Source organism: Psychrobacter halotolerans (genome assembly GCF_039680845.1).
Taxonomy (GTDB): Bacteria; Pseudomonadota; Gammaproteobacteria; order Pseudomonadales; family Moraxellaceae; genus Psychrobacter.
Genome location: NZ_JBDKWD010000001.1, coordinates 828,715 through 852,667, shown reverse-complemented (window position 1 = coordinate 852,667; position 23,953 = coordinate 828,715). Strand labels below are relative to the sequence as shown.

Sequence of the window (23,953 nt, the reverse complement as noted above, 5' to 3'; positions counted from 1 at the left end):
GAGGAATAAATAATGACAGTACGCAATAACAAGGTAATGATGATGAGCAACCGCATGTCTTCTGCTTTTGCTATTTCAGCATTGGCAATCAGCATGGTAGCAGTGAGCAACAGTGCCCATGCTGCACAGCGTATTAACAATGTCTCTGTGGTACAGACGGCGCCCGCGGTAACGCAAATGCGTTTGGGTTTTGCAGGCGTACCCGTATTACCTGCCGCTTACCAGCTTGATGATCCGAGCCGTTTGGTACTGGATTTTGAACAAGTACAAAATGGGCTGGCAAGTCGCTTTAACGAATACAATATTGGTATGGTCAATGATGTCACTACGTTAAGTAGCGACAGCACCACGCGTCTGATTGTTGGTCTTAAGCAATCTGGTAACTATACAACGGTGATTGATGGTAACGATTTATTGCTAACCATCACCGATCCTAACCGTCCTGTTATGACCAATGTTACCAATGACCCTATTCAGGACGTGCTGAATGACAATAATGCTGTGACGACCACAGCCGTTGTTACGCCGATTGTAGAAACCAAAAGCGTTCCTGTTGCGGCTGTCCGTACAACCAACACGGCAGTGGTAAAAAATGAGGTGCCAGCTGATACGATGGTAGTAAGAGTCAATCCATTACTAAACCCACAACTTGCTTCTACCCAAGTGAGCAAACAGTACAGTTATGACGGTTTGAGTTCGGTCAATTTTGCGGCAGGTAATGATGGTGGCGGTAGTGTCAGCATGGTACTTGCCAATGAAGCCATTCCAGTTGATGTACAACGTCAAGGCAATCAGCTGGTGGTGCGTTTAACCGGAAGCACCGTTCCTAGAAATCTATTACGCCGCTTAAATATTAATAGCGGTCTTGTTGAGAGCATTGACACCAAAAACCAAGGTCAAAATGGTGTGATTACCATCAACATGACAGAAGATTATGAGTATCAAGCATACCAATCAGGTAACCAGCTAAATATCAGCATCAATAAGCCTGAGCTGCTGCGTGAGCCAACCCTTGAAGAAAGGGTGTATAGCGGCGAGCCTCTGTCTATGGAATTTCAAGACGTTGAGATTCGCAGTGTGTTAGATATCTTAGCGCAGTTTACAGAGATGAATATTGTCGCCAATGATTCAATTACTGGTAATATCACCCTTCGTCTGATCAATGTTCCTTGGGATCAAGCGCTTGATATTATTTTAAAAAGTAAAAACCTAGGCAAACGTGAAAATGGCAATGTGATTTTAGTAGCCCCAGCAACAGAGCTTGCTGAGCAAGAAGCACGTGAGCTGGAAGCACAGCAAGCCGTTCAATCTTTTGCGCCTCTACGTACTGAATACATTCGTTTAAGCTACGCAAAAGCCCAAGACGTATTGACTCTGATCTCCCAAGGTCAAGGAAGCGGCGCATCTGGTAATATTGGTGTAGGCGGCACAAGCGGTATCGCAAACCGTGCGAATGACAATAATACCTTGTTGTCCGATCGCGGAACGGTAACGGTTGATGAGCGTACCAATACCTTAATCGTTAAAGATGTAGCCAATAGCATTGAAAATATTCGTACGTTGATTGGTAAGATTGACATTCCTGTGCGCCAAGTTATGATTGAAGCGCGTATCGTGAGTGCCACTGACAGCTTTAGTAAAGAGATTGGCGTTCGTTGGGGTATTTTATCGAATGGTGCCGCCAACAACCGTAGCTTATTGGTAGGCGGTAGCGACCAAACTTTATGGGATTTGAAAGATTTTGATGTGGAGACGACCACAGTGAATGGTCAAACGGTTTCTTATCCTTCGTATGATATCAGCCGTCCTGATAACTTAAACGTGGATTTAGGCGTTGCTAACCCAGCGGGTAGTATTGCCTTTGGCCTACTGAGCCTGTCTGATGTGATGCTTGATCTTGAATTGTCAGCATTGCAAGCAGACAACCGCGGTGAGGTCATCTCTACCCCGAAAGTGTTGACGGCTGATAAGCAAACAGCGAAAGTCTCTTCTGGTACCCAGATTCCTTATCAAGAAGCTTCGGCTAGTGGCGCCACCACAACCAGCTTTAGAGAAGCGGCACTAAGTCTAGAGGCCACCCCAAACATTACGCCTGATGGTAAGATTGGTTTGCAATTGCTTATCACTAACGGTACGCCCGTATTTACCAATGGTATCGTGGCTATCAATGAAGACTCTATATCAACCAACGTGACTGTAGAAGATGGTCAAACCGTCGTGCTGGGTGGCATCTTTAGAAACCGTACCAACAATGAGGTGAGTAAAGTACCCTTCTTAGGAGACTTGCCTTATGTTGGCCGCGCATTCCGTAGAGATGTACGCAATAACAATAAGGAAGAGCTGTTGATATTTGTGACACCAAAACTCATTAATGATGGTATCAGCCGTTTGGATTAATTCACTGTTGATTGATTTTTGATTAAAAAAAGCAAGCGTTGAAGCTTGCTTTTTTTTGCATGAATGTTGAGTAGGGCGAACAATAATCATTACTCCTTACTAGCCAGAATATCAATGACGTTGTATCATAGCTAATTTAGCTGAGTAAGTACTATGATGGAGGAATTACCGTCGGTGTTTTTAGTGGGACCGATGGGAGCAGGGAAGACCACAATCGGTAAATTGCTTGCTAAGCAGTTAGGGCGCCCCTTTGTGGACAGTGATTGGTATATTGAATCTCAAACAGGCGCTGATATTGCTTGGATATTCGCCAAAGAAGGCGAAGTCGGCTTTCGGGAACGTGAAACGCGAGCCATTGATGAGTTAACCCAAAAGTCCCACATTGTCTTAGCAACGGGCGGCGGCGCAGTGCTGTGTGCTGAAAATCGTGCCTTTTTAAGGCAACGCGGTATTGTGGTTTATCTCAATGCACCTGTCGATGTACAAATGGCGCGTACGGCCAAAGATAAGTCACGTCCTTTATTACAACAGCCGAATCCCAGAAAAATCTTGCAAGACTTATACAACACGCGCGATCCACTATATCGTCAAGTTGCCCATATCGTCATGCCTACCGGTCATACCTACCCTCGTCATATGGTCAACCAGCTTTTGCAGCAGCTTGGTGCGTTTAATACCTCTATTTCTGAAGAACCAGAACCTAAAAAAGAGTAACCATACAAAATAATTAACGATAGTGTTGTGTAAAGTACGCAGCTTTTATCTCAAAAAATAGTTAGGGAGTGTCTAATGTCACTGTTTCAGGATGGCTTAACGGTTCATACGCACAGTCATGATTACCCGATTATCATTACTGAAAAGACGGTGATAGAAAATAGCAGCATGGCGAAGCAAGTCGCTCCCTATATTAAGGGTCGCCAAGTATTGATCGTCACCAACGATACCGTTGCACCTTTATATCTAAACGCTTTAGAAGAAGAGCTGAGCGCGACGTTTACCGTTAAGGTTTGTGTACTGCCAGATGGCGAGCAATATAAGAACCAAGACAGTATCAATCAAATTTATGATGTCCTGATGGCTGAGCATTTTAATCGTGATGTGACCCTCATCGCGCTTGGCGGCGGAGTGGTTGGTGATATGACGGGTTTTGCTGCCGCAAGCTTTATGCGCGGGGTGGATTTTATCCAGATTCCAACCACGCTACTGTCGCAAGTTGATTCAAGCGTTGGCGGTAAGACGGGTATCAACCATGCGCAGGGCAAAAATATGATTGGTGCATTTTGGCAGCCGCAGATGGTATTGGCTGATATGAGCACGCTTAACACACTACCGGCGCGCGAGCTATCGGCGGGGCTGGCTGAAGTGATTAAATACGCCTTGATTATGGATGAAGAGTTTTTGACGTGGCTTGAAGAGAATCTGCCTGCCATGATGGCATTGGATTTGGCCATACTGGGCGAAGCGGTGAAGCGCTGTTGTCAATATAAAGCGGATGTCGTGGCACAAGATGAGCGAGAGTCAGGTGTGCGCGCGTTACTGAATTTTGGTCATACCTTTGGCCATGTGATTGAAACGCACCAAGGCTATGGCAATTGGTTACATGGCGAGGCCGTGGCGGCTGGCATGGTACAAGCGGCTGAGCTGTCACACAAACTTGGTTGGTTAAATCAGGAAGAAGTTGCCCGTGTTAAACGTATTTTGACTTTAGCCAATTTGCCCACCACACCGCCGCCTATTGAGGTGCAAACTGCGCTAAACTTGATGGGGCATGATAAAAAAGTGAAAAACGGACAAATCCGTCTTATTTTGTTAAAATCACTAGGCGAGGCGGTATTGACCAATGAGTTTGATACCAAGCTTCTGTCTGACGTTTTGTCGCAACACAGTGCACCGCCTCTCACAGTCTAAAAAGTTATAAAGGTGCACTGGACATAAGTACTCCATATGTCCTAGTTGACCTTATCTCAGCTGAATACGCATCTGTCTTGTGCGGTTAAATGTATTTTTACCAAGGATATTCTCATGGTCGCCTCAAGACCAACGCCTCATACCACCAGTCAATCTTATCGCCGGCAGGCACTGATTTGGCTCATAGTGACCCTGCTGTTAGGCGTGGTTACTGCATTGATTTGGATGCTTAGTCAGACGCCAGCAATGGGTGCCAAAATCGAAAATGCGCCAATATCTGCCCCGCAAACCTTAAGTACCGAGCTTGAGCAGCCTTTGAAAATTGAGTCGTTGCATGAGCTTGATACTGACGTGCAACCGATCAGTTTCGACACGACGGTTCGTGACTTGCGTAACTATCCTGACGAATTTAAAGACAAGCGTTATTTGCTGGCCAACAAAGGCAAGTGGACAGTACAAGTTATGAATGTCGCTGAAAACGATGTGATTGTCAGCTATCTACAAGGCCGCGAGGATCGTGATAAGTTTGCTTATTTCCGTTACTTAGATGATGAAAAACAAGTGCGCTATATGCTGACATACGGCGTCATGAGCAGCCCGCAAGAAGCAGTCGGTGCGGCAAAACTGATCGATTTTAAACTGCCCAACAATGTGCGTGTGTTGCCAGAAGAGATGAATCGTTATGTCGGTATTATTGACAACTACGAGCGCCCAGATCCAGTCAAAGATCTCAGCGCCAAACGCACACGTTCGGTGAATTTAAAACCAACCAGACGCGAAGTTCCTGTTCGTCAGCAAGCACAAGAAACCAGTAACAGTGATAATGATCAAGCAGCAAACAATAATACCAATCGTGGCAATCAAGAAGCGCTTAGTGGTAATGGTGAAAGTATTCGTCAATCAGCGGATACCTCTGCCACGCTCTCAGTGAGCGAAGAGCGCATCGTTGGTTCCGAAGAGCAATCTTCTACAACGACGTCTAGAAGCACAGATAGTACAAACAAGCCTGCGGCTCAAGACAGCAAAAAACCGGCGACTTCTGAGGCCGATACCAGCACCAGAAAACCGCCTGTCGTGCCAGCGCCTAAACCGCCAAGTAGCACCAACTCAAATACGACTGGTAGGAATGCCAATGCTGCACCGAAAAACAATAACGATAGCATCAAAGCCTTGATAGAAGATAAAAGTAATTAAAGATCAAGGACGGTCAAGACTCAATACCTTTGCGCTCGTTAAAATCTAAAAACCCACCAATAGCAATATTTGGTGGGTTTTTTTAGGCGTTCTATCTCTGTTTATTGACTGGTGGTAAGCGTATTATTGTTTCTTGGTCAAGATAGCTAAAAACAGTCAGTCACAAAAACAGGTTTTCATTAAGACCATTAACGCTTACTTTATATTAAATTCTTATTAAAGTTTTTATTTGTCCTATAACTAATAGTAATATATGTTCATACAAAATATGGCGAATGAATCTATAGAAAAGACTAGATTTTTTGTCCATCATTAACTAATATAAGTGTGGGCGACGTTCTGTATAGTTAACGTAAAATTATTTATTTAACAATCATTTAGTCAACTTTTCTTACTGATAAGATGGGTGACTGAAATTTGTTGTCTCAAGCGCGGCCACTTGTTATTCAAATTGAAGCCATGGCAAGTGACACAACCTCTCTTATTATTACTCTTTTTAGAGTGAATAAAGCGCTTGAATACAGAGCGTCTGATATTCAAAACCAATCAAATGCACTGTTATTCACCGCCTCGCTAATCAGCATTAAGCGCTATGTATGACACGATGACAAGCGATATTCAAGATACGACAGTACGTTATCAACGAATGAATAGATAGAATCGTGTGTCTTCCCACGGATAAGGGTTGCCAGCTACTTTTCTGTCCATAAACGACTGATCTGTTAAAGCATCATCTGATAACTGAGAGCTTCAAAAATTTCATTTGACTCTCAACGCATGATGTCTACGAGTGTCACACCATCCATTAATTCGGTTGTTCGAATATTAATTAACAGCCCGTTCTGCTTACGGGTATCAGCTTATATTCCGCATTGGATACTAGGCGATCCGTCTACTCAAAAGGACCAGCTATGTCAATGATTTCCTCGCAAACCCACTTGGCCACGCCAGATGACTTTTCAGACAACTGTGGTTTTGGTTTGATTGCTCATATTGAGGGCGAAGCCAGCCACGATTTGGTAAAAACCGCTATTCATAGCTTAAGTTGTATGACTCACCGTGGTGGTGTTGCTGCTGATGGTCGAACTGGTGATGGTTGTGGTCTATTACTAGCGATGCCGACCAAGTTCTTTCAAAAGATTGCCGCAGAAGAGCAGTTGGCCATTACTGAGAACTTTGCTGTGGGTATGGTATTCGTCAATCTAGATGAAGCGAAAGCCAAGCACAGCGAGCAAGTACTCAGTGATGAAATTACGGCACAAGGATTAGAGGTCGCTGGATGGCGTAATGTACCGCTTGATTTAAGTATTGTTGGTGATATTGGCCGTGAGACCTTACCAGATTTTAAGCAAGTATTTGTTAATGCCCCCGATGATTTAGCAGCCGACGATTTTAACCGTAAACTATTTGTTGCTCGCAAAAAGGCAGAACAGCGTTTGGCGGATGATGAGCTGTTTTATGTTTGCTCATTGAGTTGTCAGACGATTATTTATAAAGGTTTGGTGATGCCATCGGACTTGCCTGCGTTCTTTTTAGACTTACAGGATAATCGTCTCGCATCGCATATCGTTGTTTTCCACCAACGTTTTTCAACCAATACGTTACCGCGTTGGCCATTGGCGCAGCCGTTCCGCTACCTTGCCCACAATGGCGAGCTGAATACCATTACAGGTAACCGCAATTGGTCTGAAGCCCGTACGCCAAAATTAAAATCAGAAAAATTGCCTAATTTGAATGAATTGACACCTTTGGTGAACAGTACTGGTTCTGACTCTTCAAGCTTAGACAACATGCTTGAAGTGCTGATGTCAGGCGGTATGAATCTGTTCCATGCCATGTCAATCCTAGTACCACCAGCGTGGCAGAATGTCGATAGTATGGATATGGACCTGCGCGCATTTTATGAGTTTTATTCGCAGCATATGGAAGCGTGGGACGGTCCAGCTGGTTTGGTCATCCAAGATGGTCGTTATGCGGTATGTATGCTTGACCGAAACGGTCTGCGTCCGTCGCGTTGGGTCACCACCAAAAATGGCTATATCACCGTGGCCTCTGAGGTTGGGGTATGGGATTACTCACCAAAAGATGTGTTGGCAAAAGGCCGCGTTGGCCCAGGTCAAATGCTGGTTATTGATACCTTGACGGGTCAGATTTTAGACACTAAAGCGATTGCGACCTTACTCAAAAAAGCCCATCCGTATCGTAAATGGTTACGTGAACAAGCCACCCGTATTCGTGATGATGAGCGCTTAGAGGAGTCACTTGCAGCGCAGTCTTGCCGCGATGATCAGCTAAAAGCGTTGCAAAAGATGTATCACATCACCAATGAAGAACGGACAGAAATCATTCGTCCCAATGCCGAGAATGGTCAAGAGCCAGTTGGTTCGATGGGTGATGATACGCCAATGGCCGTATTGTCTCAGCAAATTCGTCATGTCGGCGACTTCTTCCGTCAGCAATTTGCTCAGGTGACCAACCCACCGATTGATCCCTTGCGTGAATCTATTGTGATGTCGCTACAAACTTGCTTGGGGGCTGAAACCAATGTGTTTGCGCCATCGGCGAGAGATGCGCACCGTATTATTTTATCGTCGCCTGTATTATCAGCCAGCAAGATGCAGCAGCTTGAAACGTTAGATGATCCGTCATTCAAGATGGCTCGTATCGATTTGAACTACGACCGTACGCTCACGTTGTCGGATGCGATTATCGCTATCTGCGAGCAAGTAGCGAGTAGCATTCGTGCGGGTAATACCCTAATTGTATTGTCTGATAAAGCCATTGATGCGGATAAAGTACCCGCCAACGCTATCATGGTGACAGGCGCTGTTCATCATTATTTGATTGGTCAAGGGATTCGTACCGATGCCAATTTGATTGTTGAAACGGGGCTTGCGCGTGACTCGCATCAAGTGGCGGTATTGATTGGTTTTGGCGCAACCTGTATTTATCCGTACTTAGCGTATGATGTCATCGATGACTTGGTTGCAACCGGTGAGCTGCTGGGTGATCCGATTCAAGCACGAGTGAATTTCCGCAAAGGCTTGGATAAAGGATTGTTAAAAATCTTATCAAAAATGGGTATCTCTACCATTGTTTCTTATCGCGGTGCCCAGCTATTTGAAGCAGTTGGGCTCTCAGAAGAGGTGGTCAGCTTATGCTTTAAAGGCGTGCAAAGTCGTATTAAAGGCGCGACATTTGAAGATTTGGCGGCTGATCAAGCGCAATTGGCAGCCAATGCCTTTAAGCGCCGTTTGCCAATCGATCAAGGCGGCTTGCTCAAGTTTGTCTTTAACAAAGAATATCATGCCTTTAACCCAGACGTGATTAACAGCCTACACACGGCGGTACGAACGGGCGATTATGAAAATTATCGTCAGTATGCCAATTTGGTCAATAGCCGCCCAGTGGCGACATTGCGTGATTTGCTGCAACTAAAGACGGATAACAGCATTGATGTCAATGACGTTGAAGACATCTCTGAGATCTTGACGCGCTTTGATTCGGCGGGCATGTCATTGGGTGCATTGTCTCCTGAGGCCCATGAGTCTATTGCTATGGCGATGAACACCATTGGTGGACGTTCAAACTCTGGTGAAGGCGGGGAAGATCCTGCGCGTTATGGCACCTTGCGTAACTCAAAAATCAAACAAGTGGCGTCAGGCCGCTTTGGGGTAACGCCTGCGTATCTGCGCTCAGCAGAAGTCATGCAAATCAAAGTCGCTCAGGGTGCCAAACCGGGTGAGGGCGGTCAGCTACCGGGTGGTAAGGTCAATGCACTGATTGCGCGTCTGCGTTATTCTGTACCGGGTGTAACCTTGATTTCACCGCCGCCGCATCACGATATCTATTCTATCGAGGATTTGGCGCAGCTGATTTTTGATTTAAAACAAGTCAATCCGGATGCGTTGGTTTCTGTTAAATTGGTGTCACGTCCTGGTGTCGGTACCATCGCAACAGGGGTGGCAAAAGCCTACGCTGATTTGATTACCATCTCAGGCTATGATGGTGGTACAGCGGCGTCTCCGTTATCGTCCATTCATCACGCTGGCTCTCCGTGGGAGCTGGGTCTGGCCGAGACTCATCAATCACTGCGTGTCAATGGACTGCGTGATAAAGTACGTGTGCAAACCGATGGTGGTTTAAAAACTGGCCTTGACGTGGTGAAAGCGGCGATTCTTGGCGCAGAAAGCTTCGGCTTTGGTACCACACCAATGATCGCGGTTGGTTGTAAATACCTACGTATTTGCCATTTGAATAACTGCCCAACGGGTGTTGCCACACAAAAAGCCATGTTACGCGATGAGCATTTCATTGGGGAAGCTGAGATGTTGATCAACTTCTTTAAGTTCGTGGCAACCGAAACGCGTGAGTGGCTAGCGGTGCTAGGCGTGCGTACGATGGAAGAGCTGGTCGGACGTACTGATTTGCTAGACGTGCTAGAGGGCAATACGGACAAGCAGCGTCATCTAGACTTAACGCCATTATTGTTTAGTCATCCAGCCGCGGCTGGCAAAGCGCAAACGTGTCAAGTAGAGCGCAACGAGCCTTTTGATAAAGGGCTGCTTGCTGAGCGAATGATCAGTGATATGTTATTGAGTATCCGTCAAGGAACGGGCGGCGATTATAGCTATTATGTTGGCAACTGTGACCGTTCTATCGGGGCGCGTATTTCGGGCGAGATTGCTCAATTATGGGGCAACCTTGGCATGAGTGATATGCCTATCAAGTTGCATCTGACTGGGACGGCAGGACAGAGCCTCGGCGTTTGGAATGCAGGCGGTCTTAACATTGAACTCGAAGGTGATGCCAACGACTATGTTGGTAAAGGCATGGCAGGCGGCGAGATCGTCATTTATCCACCGAAAGACTCAAGCTTTAATGCGCAAGAGACGGCCATTATTGGCAATACCTGTCTATATGGTGCGACTGGTGGTAAATTGTACGCAGCGGGTACGGCAGGCGAGCGCTTTGCGGTTCGTAACTCAGGTACGCACGCGGTCATCGAAGGCACAGGCGATCATTGCTGCGAATATATGACGGGCGGTATCGTGACCATTCTTGGCCGTACCGGTCTCAACTTTGGGGCAGGTATGACGGGTGGTTTCGCTTATGTACTCGATATGGAAGGCGACTTCTTTGATCGCTGCAACCATGAGCTGATTGATCTTAACCGTATTTCCAGTGAGCAAACAGAAGAGCATCGCATCTATTTGCAACGAGTGATTAGCACGCATGTTGATAAAACAGGTAGTGCATGGGGTCAGACAATATTGGCTGATTTTGAACACTACATTCGTAAGTTTTACTTAGTGAAGCCAAAAGCGGCGAACATTGCGAGCCTTCTTAAAACGACGATGGCGGATCCGCAATAGTTGAGTGATCATGCTGATTTTTAACAGCTTTGATAGATGATTCAACCATAGGATTTTATAGACGTTTTTACTCACAAGTTTTAGGCAGGCAAGTGACAGTAACGATTTATGCGGCTCAAATAGACGATCAATTAAATGTCGTTAGCTGTCACCGCCCACTATAAAAGAGATTTTTACCATGGCAAAACGCTTAGAAAATAGTTTTCAGTTCTTAGATGTACCAAGGCTTGATCCGACGAAAAAAGACATCGCAACGCGCTCAACGGAATTTGTCGAAATTTATAGACCGTTTGAGAATGAGGCAGTGGCTCAGCAGTCGCATCGTTGTCTTGAGTGCGGTAACCCATACTGTGAATGGAAATGTCCAGTACACAACTACATTCCCAATTGGCTCAAACTGGCTGCCGAAGGTCAAATTTTCCAAGCGGCAGAGTTATGTCACCGTACCAATACGTTGCCTGAAGTTTGTGGACGGGTCTGTCCTCAAGACCGCTTATGTGAAGGCGCCTGTACTTTAAACGACGGCTTTGGCGCGGTGACCATTGGTAATGTCGAAAAGTACATTAATGATACCGCCTTTGCCCTTGGTTGGCGTCCGGATATGTCGGATGTGGTTTGGACAGACAAAAAAGTTGCCATTATCGGTGCAGGGCCCGCTGGTCTTGGCTGCGCAGATATTTTGGTCAGAAATGGCGTCAAGCCAGTCGTCTTTGACAAACGTCCTGAAATCGGCGGCTTGCTGACCTTTGGTATTCCAGAATTTAAAATGGAAAAAGACGTCATGCGCAATCGCCGTGTCATCTTTGAAGGCATGGGCATCGAGTTCCGTCTTGAAACAGAGGTCGGTACTGACATTACTATCGATGAGCTACTGAGCGATTATGATGCGGTATTTATGGGTATGGGTACCTATACGTATATGCGCGGCGGCTTTGCGGGTGAAGAGTTGGATGGCGTTTACGATGCGCTAGATTACCTCATTGCCAATGTGAATCGTTGCAACGACTGGGAAAAAGATGCTGAAGAATACATCGATTTTAAAGGCAAAAGGGTGGTGGTATTAGGCGGCGGTGATACCGCGATGGATTGTAACCGTACTAGTATCCGCCAAGGCGCTGAAAAAGTGGTTTGCGCTTATCGCCGTGATGAAGAAAATATGCCAGGATCGCGCCGTGAAGTGGTCAATGCTCGCGAGGAAGGCGTTGAGTTTTTATTCAACCGCCAACCCACTGAGATCATCGGCTTAAACGGCAAGGTCAATGGTGTAAAAGTGGTCACGACTCAGTTGGGTGCGCCCGATAACCGTGGTCGTCGACGCCCTGAACCGATTCCTAATTCAGAAGAAATTATCGCTTGTGATGCGGTAATCATGGCGTTTGGTTTTAGACCAAGCCCTGCTGATTGGTTTGAAGGTTATGAAGTTGAGATGAGCCTTAACGGTCTGGTATTAGCGCTTGAAGAGCAGCCTTACAAGTTTCAGACTAAAAATCCTAAAATCTTTGCAGGCGGTGATATGGTACGCGGTTCTGACCTAGTCGTCACAGCGATTTGGGAAGGTCGTCAGGCGGCAGAAGGTATCCTAGATTTCTTAGAAGTATAATCAAACGCTTCTGGCTTGATCCCTCCATTGTTAAGCATGGTTCTAAAACGTCTTTTGCCTTTTAATGGGCAAAAGGCGTTTTTTTTGCTAATTACTTGATAAGTGCTTTGTAAATGCAGGCGTGGCTGCTAGCATGTTCATTTTTAGCGTGTCATTCCTATTTTGTACTTCAACCATCAATTAAAAAGAGTGATCCTGCGTGAAATTACCTCTGTGGCAACGATTTACCGCGCCGTTTATTGAGCCTTATGTCCGCTATCAACATGCAGACATTTTGCATGCCATACGTTTGGGCATGGCGGTCATACTTGCTCTATTAGTCAATATGCTTACTGACCTACCGCATGGTGAGTGGACGACCATTACGGTTTTTATCATTTTGGGTTTGTTGCAATATCAGGGCGCTATCTATACCAAAGCGAAAGAGCGGGTGCTGGGCACGTTATTGGGTATTGGCGCCGCACTTGCTGTGTTATGGTTCAGTCATAATGTCGGCGCGTGGCTGTGGGTGGACTATGCGCTCATTGGTCTGCTTAGTGGGATCATTGGCTATTTGGCAATCAGGCAGCTTGGATACACGGGGTTGCTGACGGGTATCACGATGCTGATGATTGTGTCAGACTTGGGTGAAAATAGCATCGGCGCAGATGGAATCTACCGCGCCCTCAATATTTTGCTAGGCACAGGCGTTGCAGTGGCAGTAACCTTGATTTTGCCGCTAAAATCGACCTTGATGTGGCGTTTTTTGCTAGGCAGTAACCTTGAAGCCTGCAGCAGTCTTTATGCTGGTGTGGGCAATCATATTGAGGCTACCGATAGCGGGGTAGCAAATCCTAGCCGACAAATGCATTCAGTCGTGCTTCTAGCCACTGATGTGCCTGTTGACAAGGAATTAGTCACCTCCCTACAGCAGATAAATAAGCGGTTGCTGGCTGTACGTCCGCATATCGCGGCGACGGCAAGTGAGTCGGGTATTAAAAAAGAGACGTTGGAGACCATTCAACGTACGCACCGTAATATTATTGGCACGATTGATTTATTATTGAGTGCCGCGCCGCGTTTGGCAAACATCGATATTGATGAGGAAAACCACACATTGCTGATTCACTATCAGCATGAGCTGACCCAAGCCATGCAGCATATGGCAGCGGTACTGCGCAGTCCAAGCGATGAGATGTTCCGTCCCATTACTCGTATAGCAGTGTCGGAGTACCCAAGCGTACAGCATTTGGCTTTTGAGTGGCAGGGATACTTTTGGTTAACTCAGACCTTACAGAGCCAGTTGCAACAATTGAGTGACTTGCTGCAAACCACCAAGCCGCATTGGTTTGCAGCATCGGGTTTGGGTTATCAGCGCCGTGAGCAGCGTAAAATCAAACAGCAAGGGCGTGAGAAAGATTTGCACTTATAAATATTTGCATTTATAAAACAAAAACGCTGACTTAAAGAGTCAGCGTTTTTTTTATTAATTATAACCTCTAAAAAACGTGCGACTAGCGTCCCGTTTTTAACTTATCCCAATACTGCTGGTACACTTGCAAGGCTTCGTCACCCACGTCTTCTTGGAATTCTGCTTTGGCAAGCACGTCTTTGCTAGGATAAATCGTGGCATTGTTACGCACTTCGTCATCCATCAGTTCACGTGCTGCCATATTGGGAGAAGCATAGCCAATCTCTTCGCTAACGATTTTGGCCACTTCAGGACGCAGGAGATAATCAATGAATTGGTGCGCGGCATCGACGTTTTTTGCGTTCTTTGGTATGACAAAATTGTCCATCCATAAGATGGCACCCTCAGTTGGATATTTATAAACCAAACTGGTCAGGCCGTCATCGTTTGCCATTACTGCTTCGCCATTCCAGCTCATACCGAGCGCCGTTTCACCTTCGATGTAGGGCATACGCATCGCATCAGAGTTAAAGGTTTTGACGTTTGGCATCAAGGTAATCAGCTTATCGTAAGCCGCTTTGATCTCATCAGGATTGCTCGTATTCCCCGAATAGCCAAGCGTCAACAATGTCATACCGAATACTTCACGTACGTCATTGGCTAGCATTACCTGACCTTTGTACTCAGGACGCCATAAATCGTTCCAGCTATTGACCGTAGCAGGATCGACGCTGTCGCCATTGATGGCCAAACCAGTACTGCCCCAGACATAAGGAACAGAGTATTTATTCTCAGGATCTACTTTGGTGTTTGTAAATGAGGTATCAAGGTTTTTAAAGTTGCTCAGCTTTGATTTATCCAATTCTTGCAAAAGACCTTCTTTGGCCATTTTTTCAACATAATAAGTTGAAGGGATCGCCAAGTCATATTGGCTGGAGTCATCAAGCAGCTTGAGCTTGGCGTACATGGCTTCGTTAGAATCAAACGTGGTGTAATTGACATTAATACCCGTCTCTTCCTCAAAGCCATCAAGAATCTCCTGAGGCATGTATTCTGACCAGTTATACAAATTAAGGGTCACATCGCTCGTAGCGGCGCTGCCTTCAGCAGTAGCGTTGTCGGAGTTGCTACAGCTAGCAAGCGCCAAGCCGACAGTCATGGCCAATAATGCCTTTGGCAGCAGACGACCAATAGAAGCGGCAGGACTCGCGGGTCGATGGGACGATGACGATGATAAATGGGTCAAAATATCTCTCCTAAATAAAGAGGGTACAAGTCAATAAAGATCAGTAAAAACAGCCAGATATTAAATGGCCTAATGTAGCCAATAAAACTATTATGGTTACCACTTTGTATAATTTAAAGGGTAATTATCAAGACAATGCATCCTAACGTTAATAAAGGTTGCCAGTCTTGCCATTATGAGCCGGACAAGGGCTGTATATAATCATGCTATGATAAGCGCAGATTTAACAATCAAAAAGCGATAAGCCTTATCATACTAACCTTACTGCCATAATAAAGGATGCCATACCATGACCCAGCGTCACTCAGTTATACCCGCTTTACTCACGGATAAAGTCGTTATTGTCACAGGTGCCAGTCGTGGTCTTGGGGCACAGATTGCTCAGCAAATGGCAGCAGCGGGCGCTCTTGTTTGCGTCAACTACCTGAGTAGTAAAGAGGCGGCAGGCAGGGTAGTCAATGACATTGTCGCAGCAGGCGGGCAAGCGTTTTCGTATCAGGCAGATGTGACTAAGCTTGAACAGATGCAGGCGATGGCGGATGAAGTGGTGGCGCAATATGGCCGTATCGATATATTGGTCAATAATGCGCTGCCAAGCTACCAGTTTAACCCAAGCGCTGACTACACCAGTATCGAGACAGTTAAATGGTCGCACTTCTCGCAGCAGATGGACGGCATTGTCAAAGGTGCGGTCAATACCGTGCAAGCCGTAATACCACAAATGAAAACGCAGCAGATGGGCAAAATCATCAATATATCGACCAACCTTGTCTACAATCCGGTGGTCACCTATTACGATTATACCACTGCCAAGTCGGCACTGATTGGGCTGACGCGCAACCTAGCCGCTGAGCTTGGGCAATACGGTATTCGCGTTAACTTACTAGCAGGTGGGTTGCTAAAGACCACTGATGCCAGCCGTTTGACGACGGAAGAAGTATTTGACTATATCGCAACCACCACGCCGCTGCGTCAAGCGACGTCAGTCGCTGACTTTGCCAATTCAGTGCTATTGATGGCGTCTGATTTGAGCGCGGCTATCACTGGGCAGTCTATCGCGGTCGATGGCGGTTTGACGATGCCTTGATGGTTTTTTTAGCCCCTTTTATTTTATAGAGGCGGTGGCGTAGAAAGGTTCAAGCACCGCCTGTATGCCGAACTCTTCGATCGTCCCAGTAATAAAGTCAGCCCGTTCTATTAAAGCGGGCTGGGCATCACCCATCGCTACGGCAAATCCGACCAAATCAAACATCTCAAGATCGTTCATACCATCACCGAACGCCATACACTCGCTAACATCGGCACCATAATACTGGCACATGTCTTTGATACCGCGCGCTTTGGATGCGTCAATCGGTAAAATATCAGCACCGATATGATGCCAATGCACCAGCTTTAACTCATCTTTTGCAAAATCGACGTCTTGCATTTTGTCTTCTTGACTGTTGAAAAATACCGAACACTGATAGACGGTGTTTGATTTATAGTAATCTGGGTCAACGAAAGAGTTGGGCGTTCTTGCATTGTAGTCGCGTAAGCGCTCGTTTTCACCTGACCAAACGATATGGGTTGCTGAGTCAAATTTATGAATCAGCTTACTTTGCTTACATAGGTAGGCAATCTTGTCCGTCTGCTCAGCGGTGAGAGGATAATGACTAATCATGCCACTGCGATCAAAACTGTATTGACCATTCATACAAATAATCGCATCCAAAACCCCTGCATCAAGCAGTGCTAAAATATCTGCTGGCAATATGGCTTTGGAGCGTCCAGTTGAAATCACCAGTTTGATATCAGTATGAGCAAGCTGCTCAAGAGTGGCTTTGTTGTGCTCAGCGATAATACCGTTACGGCTCAAAGTATCGTCAATATCAAAGAAGATAATTTTGGGTGCAGGGAGGGTAGGACTCATAGTGGCTGTATCGGCCTTATCAACGATAAACATGCGTATCCTTTGTGGTTTATTTTTTATGGTGATGGTTTGTTAACTACCGCTCGGTACTGTTAACAGTTGTGTTATCGCAAGCCAGTTGCGTCATTGCAAATCAGCTGTGTTATTGCAAGTCAGCTGTGTCATTGATGGTTATTTGCTTTATCCTACAGACTCATAAACGAAAAATGATAAGATTTTGGCAGCTTTGTGTAACACAACAATCAAATAGTGATTTCTATCTTGCCTCGTTGTAGAGTGGGTAAACAAAAAGTTGATTTTTTTATCATTAACTCTATATATGTCCTAAATATTTAGCCCATAGGTTTTAGTATGGCTAACGAATACTTTATGCTACTTTTGATGTCGTACTTTTTATTAAAACCGCTTTATTGAAACGGTTGTCAAAGTCAAAAAGATAGCATAAGTGAAAATGAACTATAAGGATAACACCATGGCTGATTCTAATCATAATGTAACCTCGCAAGGCCCAGCAAATCAGGTGTCTGGTCTGTCACCGCGCCATCCTGAGAGTCGGCTTGAGACGGATTGGCTGTTTTTATATGAGCAGCTGCCGCCTACTGACTGGTTCGAGGCAGCTTATGTCTATAAAACCTCAGGCTGGCTCAATATTCATGCCGATATACGCAAACGTCAGCGTATTCTTACCCAAATCAGTGAGGCGTACCGAGTCAATGATTTTGACTGGTCAGCGTATCGTTCACAAATCCTACCACGGATTAATCAATATATTATGAAATTGCATCACCATCACAATATCGAGGATCAAGCTTATTTTCCAACCTTCATTCGTATGTATCCGCAGCTAAAAGCAGGGTTTGAGATATTAGACCGTGATCATGTGCATTTGGATACGCTACTAAATGAGCTACAAGCATTGAATGGCCAGTTAGCAAACAGCGAGAGTGAAGACAAAGCACTTGCTGAGCAATTGCATCATACCTTGGTCAATGTGAGTGAGTTACTCTCGCAACATCTGACTGATGAAGAGGATCTCGTCATTCCTATTTTGGGGCTAAATTAAAGTGGCTCGACTATTATCTATCAACAGTCAAAGGTTACAAAACAAACAGCCAAATACCAAAATTATCGTTGAGTAGAATTTATTTTAAAGGGTATATTAATAAACATAATTTTTATAAATCGAGATTTTTATGTATAAAATTATCAATCATTTGCTAGAAGAAAACAGTGGGACGTTTGAAGAGAAGAGTAGAGACGACTCTATTCTGGTCAACCTGACGTATATTGGTAAAAATAGCAAAGAAAATTCAGGGATCTTTTTGGTTCGTACTTTCGAAAAAGCGCGAAGAAATAATGAGAGGAGCAACATAACCTCAGCACTTGCCATTAATGATGATTATTTCATTCAAAATCTCGAAGGATCAAGATATGATATCAATAAGTTTTTGGCAAGAGTGATTAATGAGCGTCCACATCTTTTGCTTCAGGTCATAAATGTTGAAGAAATAGCGTCGCGCCGATGGGATGGTTTTTTGATAAAATATCTAACGTCAAAAGCACAGGATGAAGAAAATATGCTGATGAGCTTCTCAGCAGGCGCCGATTTCAATCCTTATCTCATGAGTCAAACTCAAATTGCAAATTTTATGACATCGGTCTTTGAAAAGAATGCATTCGATGCAGACTCAAGGGCGGTTATTTCAAAGTTATCTGAAAGTGAGAGTAAAATATAAGTTGGGTTTTTGACCAATCCTCGTTGAATATTTTTGCCAAACACTTCTTTAAGCAATGCTTTAGGTTAAAATCAAATTTTATTTATCGGATTCTTTATGCAGAATGATACTAACTATTCCCCAAATGGTAATGAGTGTGGCGAAAATACGCTAATAAGTCTCACATACATTGGCAAAAATAAAGGAAAAAATGATGGTATAGAGTTAATTCGTACCCTTGAGAAATGGCGAATTAGCAACAAAAAAACAGACGTCACCTCAGCACTTGCGATCAATGACAACTACTTTATTCAAAACATTGAAGGATCAAGGTTAGTCATCAATGAAGTACTCGCTCAGTTGCTTGCCGAGTATCCAGGCGTTGCTCTCAACGTTGTAGAAGTTAAGGAGATTAAGGGACGCCGATGGGACGGTTTTTTAATCGAGTACCTAGCGCCAAGCAGTCACGGTATCGCGTTGACGCTCAAAAGCTTTTTGGCAGGTGAAGATTTTAATCCTTATCTCATGAAACAGACGCAAATCATCAGTTTGATAAAAGCGATTTTTGAAGAAAAAGAACCTCAAGTTGAGGCAGTGGTTTAATGTAACCTGCTCATTTCTACAATGAAGCTCTGGAAAGTGATATCAAGTTAGAATGAGTGTAAGTAACTCACTACAGCTGGATAATAAAAAGGTTCAATGATTGCTATCGCACGATTGAAATAAGGTAAGATTGAAATATAAGAAAGTTTCTTAGCGACGCTTGAGTCGATATTGAAAATAAGGTTTAATCAAACAACAAAGTATTGTTGATTAAGACGTATTTTGAAGATTACATCAAATTACCTTTTTATTAATTGGATCGTTTATGCAGGCAACTACAGATTTTGAACCAGAAGTGAAGAATAGGAGTGGCGAGCATATTCTCATTAGCCTAACGTATATCGCCAAAAAAACCGAAGCAAATTCAGGAATGGCATTGACTCGTGCTCTCGAGCACTGGCGAAGATATTTTGAAGAAACTGGCATAACCTCAGCCCTTGTATTTAATGAAAATTATTTTATCCAAAATGTTCAAGGGTCAAGACCTGCTATCAATGATGCTTTAGCTAAGATAATTGGTGAATATTTGGAAGTCTTACCTCATGTTATTGATGTAGAGGAGATAGAAACACGGCGATGGGATGGGTTTTTGATCAAATATTTAACATCAAGCGCTGAAGACGAATTGCATGCGTTAAAAAGCTTTTCGGCGGGTTCCGATTTCAATCCCTATCTGATGAAAACAACGCAAATTGCTAGCTTTTTAAAATCAATTTTTGGGGAAAAAGAGTTTCACATTAATAATGTTATTTAAATTGAAGTGCCGTTTTTTTAGTAATTGCTGGTGGAGTAGTTAAATAAAGGCTCAATGGTTTACTCTTTCAAAATCTGACCGATAAAGGAGATTTGGTGGTTTCCATTTTTGGTTAGCCTTTTAATACCATTTATAGATTAGATAGTTGATTTATTTAGTGTTATAGGCGCGCTCCATGTAACAGTAATATTCTCTTACAGTCATACGTGGAACGCACTCTAGATCAATTATAAAAAATTATTTTAGCTCGAAAAATCTAATGTAAGTATTGATATATAACCACATGCATATTTCTTTTTCATACTAGATCTCAGAATCGTTTAAGTTTCCCATATTATTTTTGTTTCTACGTTCGTTTTTGCGTTTCTTACGTTTTTTCCATTCTAAATTATCCTTCTGATAGATTCTTAAGTCTTCAACGTAACTAACTTTGTTTAACCATATTATTTCAATGATGAAAGACGGAGTCATAAGTACAAGAAATAACCAAATTGAAGAATTCAAAATACCATTAACTAGTAAGAATAAAAAATTTATTATTATTACAAACGAGAAGGTAATGAACCAGTTTTGAGATTTCTGTAATTCATATAAGTAGTGGCGGTCGTCATGACGATTATCTTTTATTCTAATAAGTGTTTTCTTGCGGAATAATCTTTGACAACTTTTAAACAATAGAGGAGCTTTCCCAAGATAGCCTTTTATTTTAGAAAAAAGCCATACTACTATAAGAAGAGCTATACCATTGACTAAGGTCTCTATTTTAATCATTTCCCAAAAATAACTTACCATGTGCGCTTCCAAATTTTGATAGCAATTAACTTTGCTTAACTAACCTCAACACTCGTCACATTCTGAAACCCTCTTGGCAACTGCCCACCGCGATTACCACGCGTTCCTGTATAGTTTGCCAAATCATTTGGCTTTAGCGTCACATGACGTTTGCCAGCAGTAACGATTAAGCTGTCTTGTTGACTGAGTGGGGTGATAGCCAGTACCTCTTCACCTTCTTTTAATTTGATCAGTTTATTGCCTTTACCGCGTGCCTGTTCAGGCAAATCATCAAGCGCAAATATCAATAGATAGCCGGCGTTGGTGACGACAGCGAGATGGTCAGGTGTCACTTTTACAAGGCTGCTTCCACCTTCCGTATTATTACTACTATTGTCACTACTATTATCACTCATCTCTACTGGCGCATCGATACGCGCAACTGGTAGCAAGCGACTGTCAGTTGTTAACGTAATGATGTTTTTACCTGCTTTTTGATTGCTGTCCAAATTACCAAGGGTGTTGATAAATCCGTAACCTGCTGAGCTGGCAAGAATGATGCGCTGAGCATCGTCACCAGTTAATAATTGCTCAAAGCTGGCACCTGCTGGTGGCTTCAATACGCTTGTGAGTGGGTCGCCTTGACCACGGGCAGAGGCAAGGTTGTGCGCGTCAATGCTATAGCTTCGTCCCGTACTATCGAGTACGTAGATTTTCTCATTGGATTTACCGCGCACGTGCGCCTGATAGCTATCCCCTGAACGATAGCTCATACCTGCGGCGTCAACGTCATGGCCTTTAGCAGCGCGAATCCAGCCTGCTTTTGATAGGATAGCGGTCACAGGCTCGCTTGGCACCAGATCAGACTCTTTTAATGCTTGCGCTTCTTCGCGTTCTGCCAATGGTGACACACGCTCGTTACCGTGTTCTTTCATATCAGCGGTGAGCTCTTCAATCATCAGATTGGTTAGACTCTCTGGATTGTCCAAATACTCTTGGATGACCGCGCGTTCGGCCGCCAGCTCATCTTGCTCGCGGCGCAGTTCAATCTCTTCTAGTTTTGCTAACTGGCGCAGGCGAATGTCCAAAATAGCATTGGCTTGGATGTCGGTTAAGTCATAACCTTGCATCAACGACAATTTTGGGTCGTCTTCTTCCCGAATGATGCGAATCACTTCATCAATATTAAGATACGCAATCAACAAACCTGCAAGAATGTGCAAACGCTTATCGATTTTATCCAAGCGATACTGCAAGCGGCGCGTGACGACAGAGCGGCGGCAGATGAGCCATTCTTCTAGGATGTCTTTGAGGTTTTTGACCTGCGGTTTACCGTTTAGGCCGATCATATTCATATTGACGCGGTAATTGCTTTCTAGATCCGTGCTGGCAAATAGATGACTCATGACGCGTTCGACATCGACGCGCGTGGAGCGCAGCTCAAGCACGATACGGCAAGCATTTTCATGATCAGATTCGTCATGAATGTCCGTAATCCACGGCAGTTTTTTGTCTGTCATGAGCTTGGCAATTTGCTCTTGGATCTTATTTCCTGACACTTGATAGGGCAGGGCATCGATAATGACAAGATTCTTCTCTTTGCTATCGATATGGAACGTTGCGCGCATTTTATAGCTGCCACGGCCGCTCTCATACATCGACTGTAAGTCTTTTTTACTGGTGATGATCTCAGCTGGCGTTGGCAAATCAGGGGCGGGTATCGACTGGGTCAACTGCTTGACGGACAGTTCAGGGTTTTTGAGCAAACGAATAGCCGCGCGTACCACTTCATTTAAGTTATGCGGTGGTATGTCGGTCGCCATACCAACGGCGATACCAGTTGTGCCATTTAACAAGATATTAGGCAGGCGGGCAGGCAAGGTGGTTGGTTCTTGCAAAGTACCATCGAAGTTGTCTTGCCAGTCGACCGTGCCTTGTCCAAGCTCAGCGAGCAAGGTATTGGCGTAAGCGGACATCTTGGCTTCGGTATAACGCATGGCGGCAAAGGATTTTGGATCGTCAGGACTGCCCCAGTTGCCTTGACCAGTAATCAGCGGATAGCGGTAGCTGAATGGCTGTGCCATCAGTACCATCGCTTCATAACAGGCACTATCGCCATGCGGGTGATATTTACCCAGCACATCACCAACCGTACGCGCCGACTTTTTTGCCTTAGCAGAGGATTTTAAGCCAAGCTCACTCATGGCATAGACGATACGGCGCTGTACCGGTTTTAGACCGTCAGCAATATTGGGCAACGCCCGATCCATAATGACGTACATGGCATAGTTGAGGTAGGCTTGCTCGGTGAATTCTGCCACCGAGCGGGTATCCATAGGTTCGTTGGGAATGATTGGGTCGATCGTATGATCAATAACATCGGACATAAAATAGGGTTCGCTTTTGAGTTTTAATAGGTATTAATAAATGGCGCAAATAGACAATAAGAATAGTGCTATCGTAAAGGATATTGGCACAATTAAAAAGGTATAAGTCACAATAGACGACAATGCATGACGTGCTTATATCGCATCGCACCGTACTTCGATCAATGCGTGATTCAATGGCTTTTAGAAAATAAGTGAAGTAACGTTAATAAGTAACGTTAATAAGTAACGTTAATAAGTATCGTTAATCTAAATATTTTTTATCATTTTACTTATGATGCTGACCGATGGTGACTTCAATGTCGGCATCAGTAATATCGATGACATGCTAGATTTGTTCAAAGTGAATATACTAATGATTGGCGATATATTGATGGTACAAAACTGGCGAGTAGTGTACGGGCCCGTCAGCCAAACAGGGATAAAGAGGGTACGCGACGCAACTTTGTGACCTTGACTGAGCTTGCTACGGCCTTTAACAGTCATAAATAATCGTCAAAAAAGTATGAATATTTGCGTAAAAATGGGGAGTAAATAAAGGCGATATAGGCAATATTGTTGCACGTCAACCCAGTTTGCGAACGCAAGTAACAATCTTTTGTATTGAGTAGTCTGTACAAAGTGTGTATGTTAATTAGAAAAGGGATATTGACTATCATATCGTTCGCTTATCATACGATAACCTCATAGCCTTGCTCACC

The 23,953-nt window shown here is 44.3% G+C and carries 17 protein-coding genes; 13 read left to right on the top strand and 4 right to left on the bottom strand.

Translation table 11 applies throughout. The features are described 5' to 3' along the window. The first annotated feature begins 12 nt into the window (after positions 1 to 12). The 7 genes from AAJP47_RS03645 to AAJP47_RS03615 all read left to right on the top strand — a co-directional run bounded on the left by AAJP47_RS03645 (position 13) and on the right by AAJP47_RS03615 (position 13,885). Positions 13 to 2,397, top strand: coding sequence for a type IV pilus secretin PilQ (locus AAJP47_RS03645; protein WP_346716530.1), 2,385 nt, complete (start codon positions 13 to 15; stop codon positions 2,395 to 2,397). 153 nt (positions 2,398 to 2,550) lie between these two features. Further along, positions 2,551 to 3,111, top strand: coding sequence for a shikimate kinase AroK (aroK, locus tag AAJP47_RS03640; RefSeq protein WP_346716529.1), 561 nt, complete (start codon positions 2,551 to 2,553; stop codon positions 3,109 to 3,111). Positions 3,112 to 3,186: 75 nt separating this feature from the next. Next, positions 3,187 to 4,305, top strand: a complete 1,119-nt coding sequence (gene aroB, locus AAJP47_RS03635) for a 3-dehydroquinate synthase (protein ID WP_346716528.1) — start codon at positions 3,187 to 3,189, stop codon at positions 4,303 to 4,305. 114 nt (positions 4,306 to 4,419) lie between these two features. Continuing rightward, the gene (locus tag AAJP47_RS03630) at positions 4,420 to 5,499 is read left to right on the top strand and encodes a cyclin family protein (protein ID WP_346716527.1); all 1,080 of its coding nucleotides are present in this window, start codon (positions 4,420 to 4,422) and stop codon (positions 5,497 to 5,499) included. Between the two features lie 911 nt (positions 5,500 to 6,410). Beyond that, positions 6,411 to 10,874, top strand: a complete 4,464-nt coding sequence (gene gltB / locus AAJP47_RS03625) for a glutamate synthase large subunit (protein WP_346716526.1) — start codon at positions 6,411 to 6,413, stop codon at positions 10,872 to 10,874. A 178-nt stretch (positions 10,875 to 11,052) separates the two neighbouring features. Further along, entirely contained in the window at positions 11,053 to 12,474 is a 1,422-nt protein-coding gene (locus AAJP47_RS03620; protein WP_346716525.1) for an FAD-dependent oxidoreductase, read from the top strand. Positions 12,475 to 12,673: 199 nt separating this feature from the next. After that, a complete protein-coding gene (locus AAJP47_RS03615) occupies positions 12,674 to 13,885 on the top strand; it encodes an FUSC family protein (protein WP_346716524.1) in 1,212 nt (403 codons plus the stop codon). A gap of 82 nt (positions 13,886 to 13,967) precedes the next feature. Here AAJP47_RS03615 and AAJP47_RS03610 read toward each other — a convergent pair whose 3' ends face one another. Next, positions 13,968 to 15,110 (bottom strand): ABC transporter substrate-binding protein, encoded by a 1,143-nt coding sequence (locus AAJP47_RS03610; protein WP_346716523.1) that lies wholly within the window; start codon positions 15,108 to 15,110, stop codon positions 13,968 to 13,970. A gap of 289 nt (positions 15,111 to 15,399) precedes the next feature. Between AAJP47_RS03610 and AAJP47_RS03605 the strand changes: the two genes are divergently transcribed. Continuing rightward, positions 15,400 to 16,197, top strand: coding sequence for a 3-oxoacyl-ACP reductase (locus AAJP47_RS03605; protein ID WP_346716522.1), 798 nt, complete (start codon positions 15,400 to 15,402; stop codon positions 16,195 to 16,197). An 18-nt stretch (positions 16,198 to 16,215) separates the two neighbouring features. On the opposite strand, the gene AAJP47_RS03600 is transcribed toward AAJP47_RS03605, so the two are convergent. Beyond that, complete coding sequence (locus AAJP47_RS03600; protein ID WP_346716521.1) at positions 16,216 to 17,055, bottom strand: Cof-type HAD-IIB family hydrolase; 840 nt, start codon at positions 17,053 to 17,055, stop codon at positions 16,216 to 16,218. A gap of 439 nt (positions 17,056 to 17,494) precedes the next feature. On the opposite strand from AAJP47_RS03600, the gene AAJP47_RS03595 reads away from it, so the two are divergent. The 4 genes from AAJP47_RS03595 (at position 17,495) to AAJP47_RS03580 (ending at position 20,094) form a co-directional block, all read left to right on the top strand. Next, a complete protein-coding gene (locus AAJP47_RS03595) occupies positions 17,495 to 18,085 on the top strand; it encodes a hemerythrin domain-containing protein (RefSeq protein WP_346716520.1) in 591 nt (196 codons plus the stop codon). 130 nt (positions 18,086 to 18,215) lie between these two features. Next, positions 18,216 to 18,758 carry a BLUF domain-containing protein gene (locus AAJP47_RS03590; RefSeq protein ID WP_346716519.1) on the top strand — a complete coding sequence of 181 codons (543 nt, stop codon included), beginning with the start codon at positions 18,216 to 18,218 and terminating at the stop codon, positions 18,756 to 18,758. Between the two features lie 96 nt (positions 18,759 to 18,854). After that, positions 18,855 to 19,340 (top strand): BLUF domain-containing protein, encoded by a 486-nt coding sequence (locus AAJP47_RS03585; protein WP_346716518.1) that lies wholly within the window; start codon positions 18,855 to 18,857, stop codon positions 19,338 to 19,340. 265 nt (positions 19,341 to 19,605) lie between these two features. Further along, positions 19,606 to 20,094: a BLUF domain-containing protein gene (locus AAJP47_RS03580; protein ID WP_346716517.1), complete on the top strand. Its 489-nt coding sequence runs from the start codon at positions 19,606 to 19,608 to the stop codon at positions 20,092 to 20,094. Between the two features lie 303 nt (positions 20,095 to 20,397). Here AAJP47_RS03580 and AAJP47_RS03575 read toward each other — a convergent pair whose 3' ends face one another. Together AAJP47_RS03575 and parC are read right to left on the bottom strand one after the other, a co-directional pair. Continuing rightward, positions 20,398 to 20,886 carry a hypothetical protein gene (locus AAJP47_RS03575; RefSeq protein ID WP_346716516.1) on the bottom strand — a complete coding sequence of 163 codons (489 nt, stop codon included), beginning with the start codon at positions 20,884 to 20,886 and terminating at the stop codon, positions 20,398 to 20,400. Between the two features lie 35 nt (positions 20,887 to 20,921). After that, positions 20,922 to 23,252: a DNA topoisomerase IV subunit A gene (parC, locus tag AAJP47_RS03570; RefSeq protein WP_346716515.1), complete on the bottom strand. Its 2,331-nt coding sequence runs from the start codon at positions 23,250 to 23,252 to the stop codon at positions 20,922 to 20,924. 274 nt (positions 23,253 to 23,526) lie between these two features. On the opposite strand from parC, the gene AAJP47_RS03565 reads away from it, so the two are divergent. Further along, on the top strand, positions 23,527 to 23,703 hold the full coding sequence (locus tag AAJP47_RS03565; protein WP_346716514.1) for a hypothetical protein: 177 nt from the start codon (positions 23,527 to 23,529) through the stop codon (positions 23,701 to 23,703). The last annotated feature ends 250 nt before the right edge of the window (positions 23,704 to 23,953 follow it).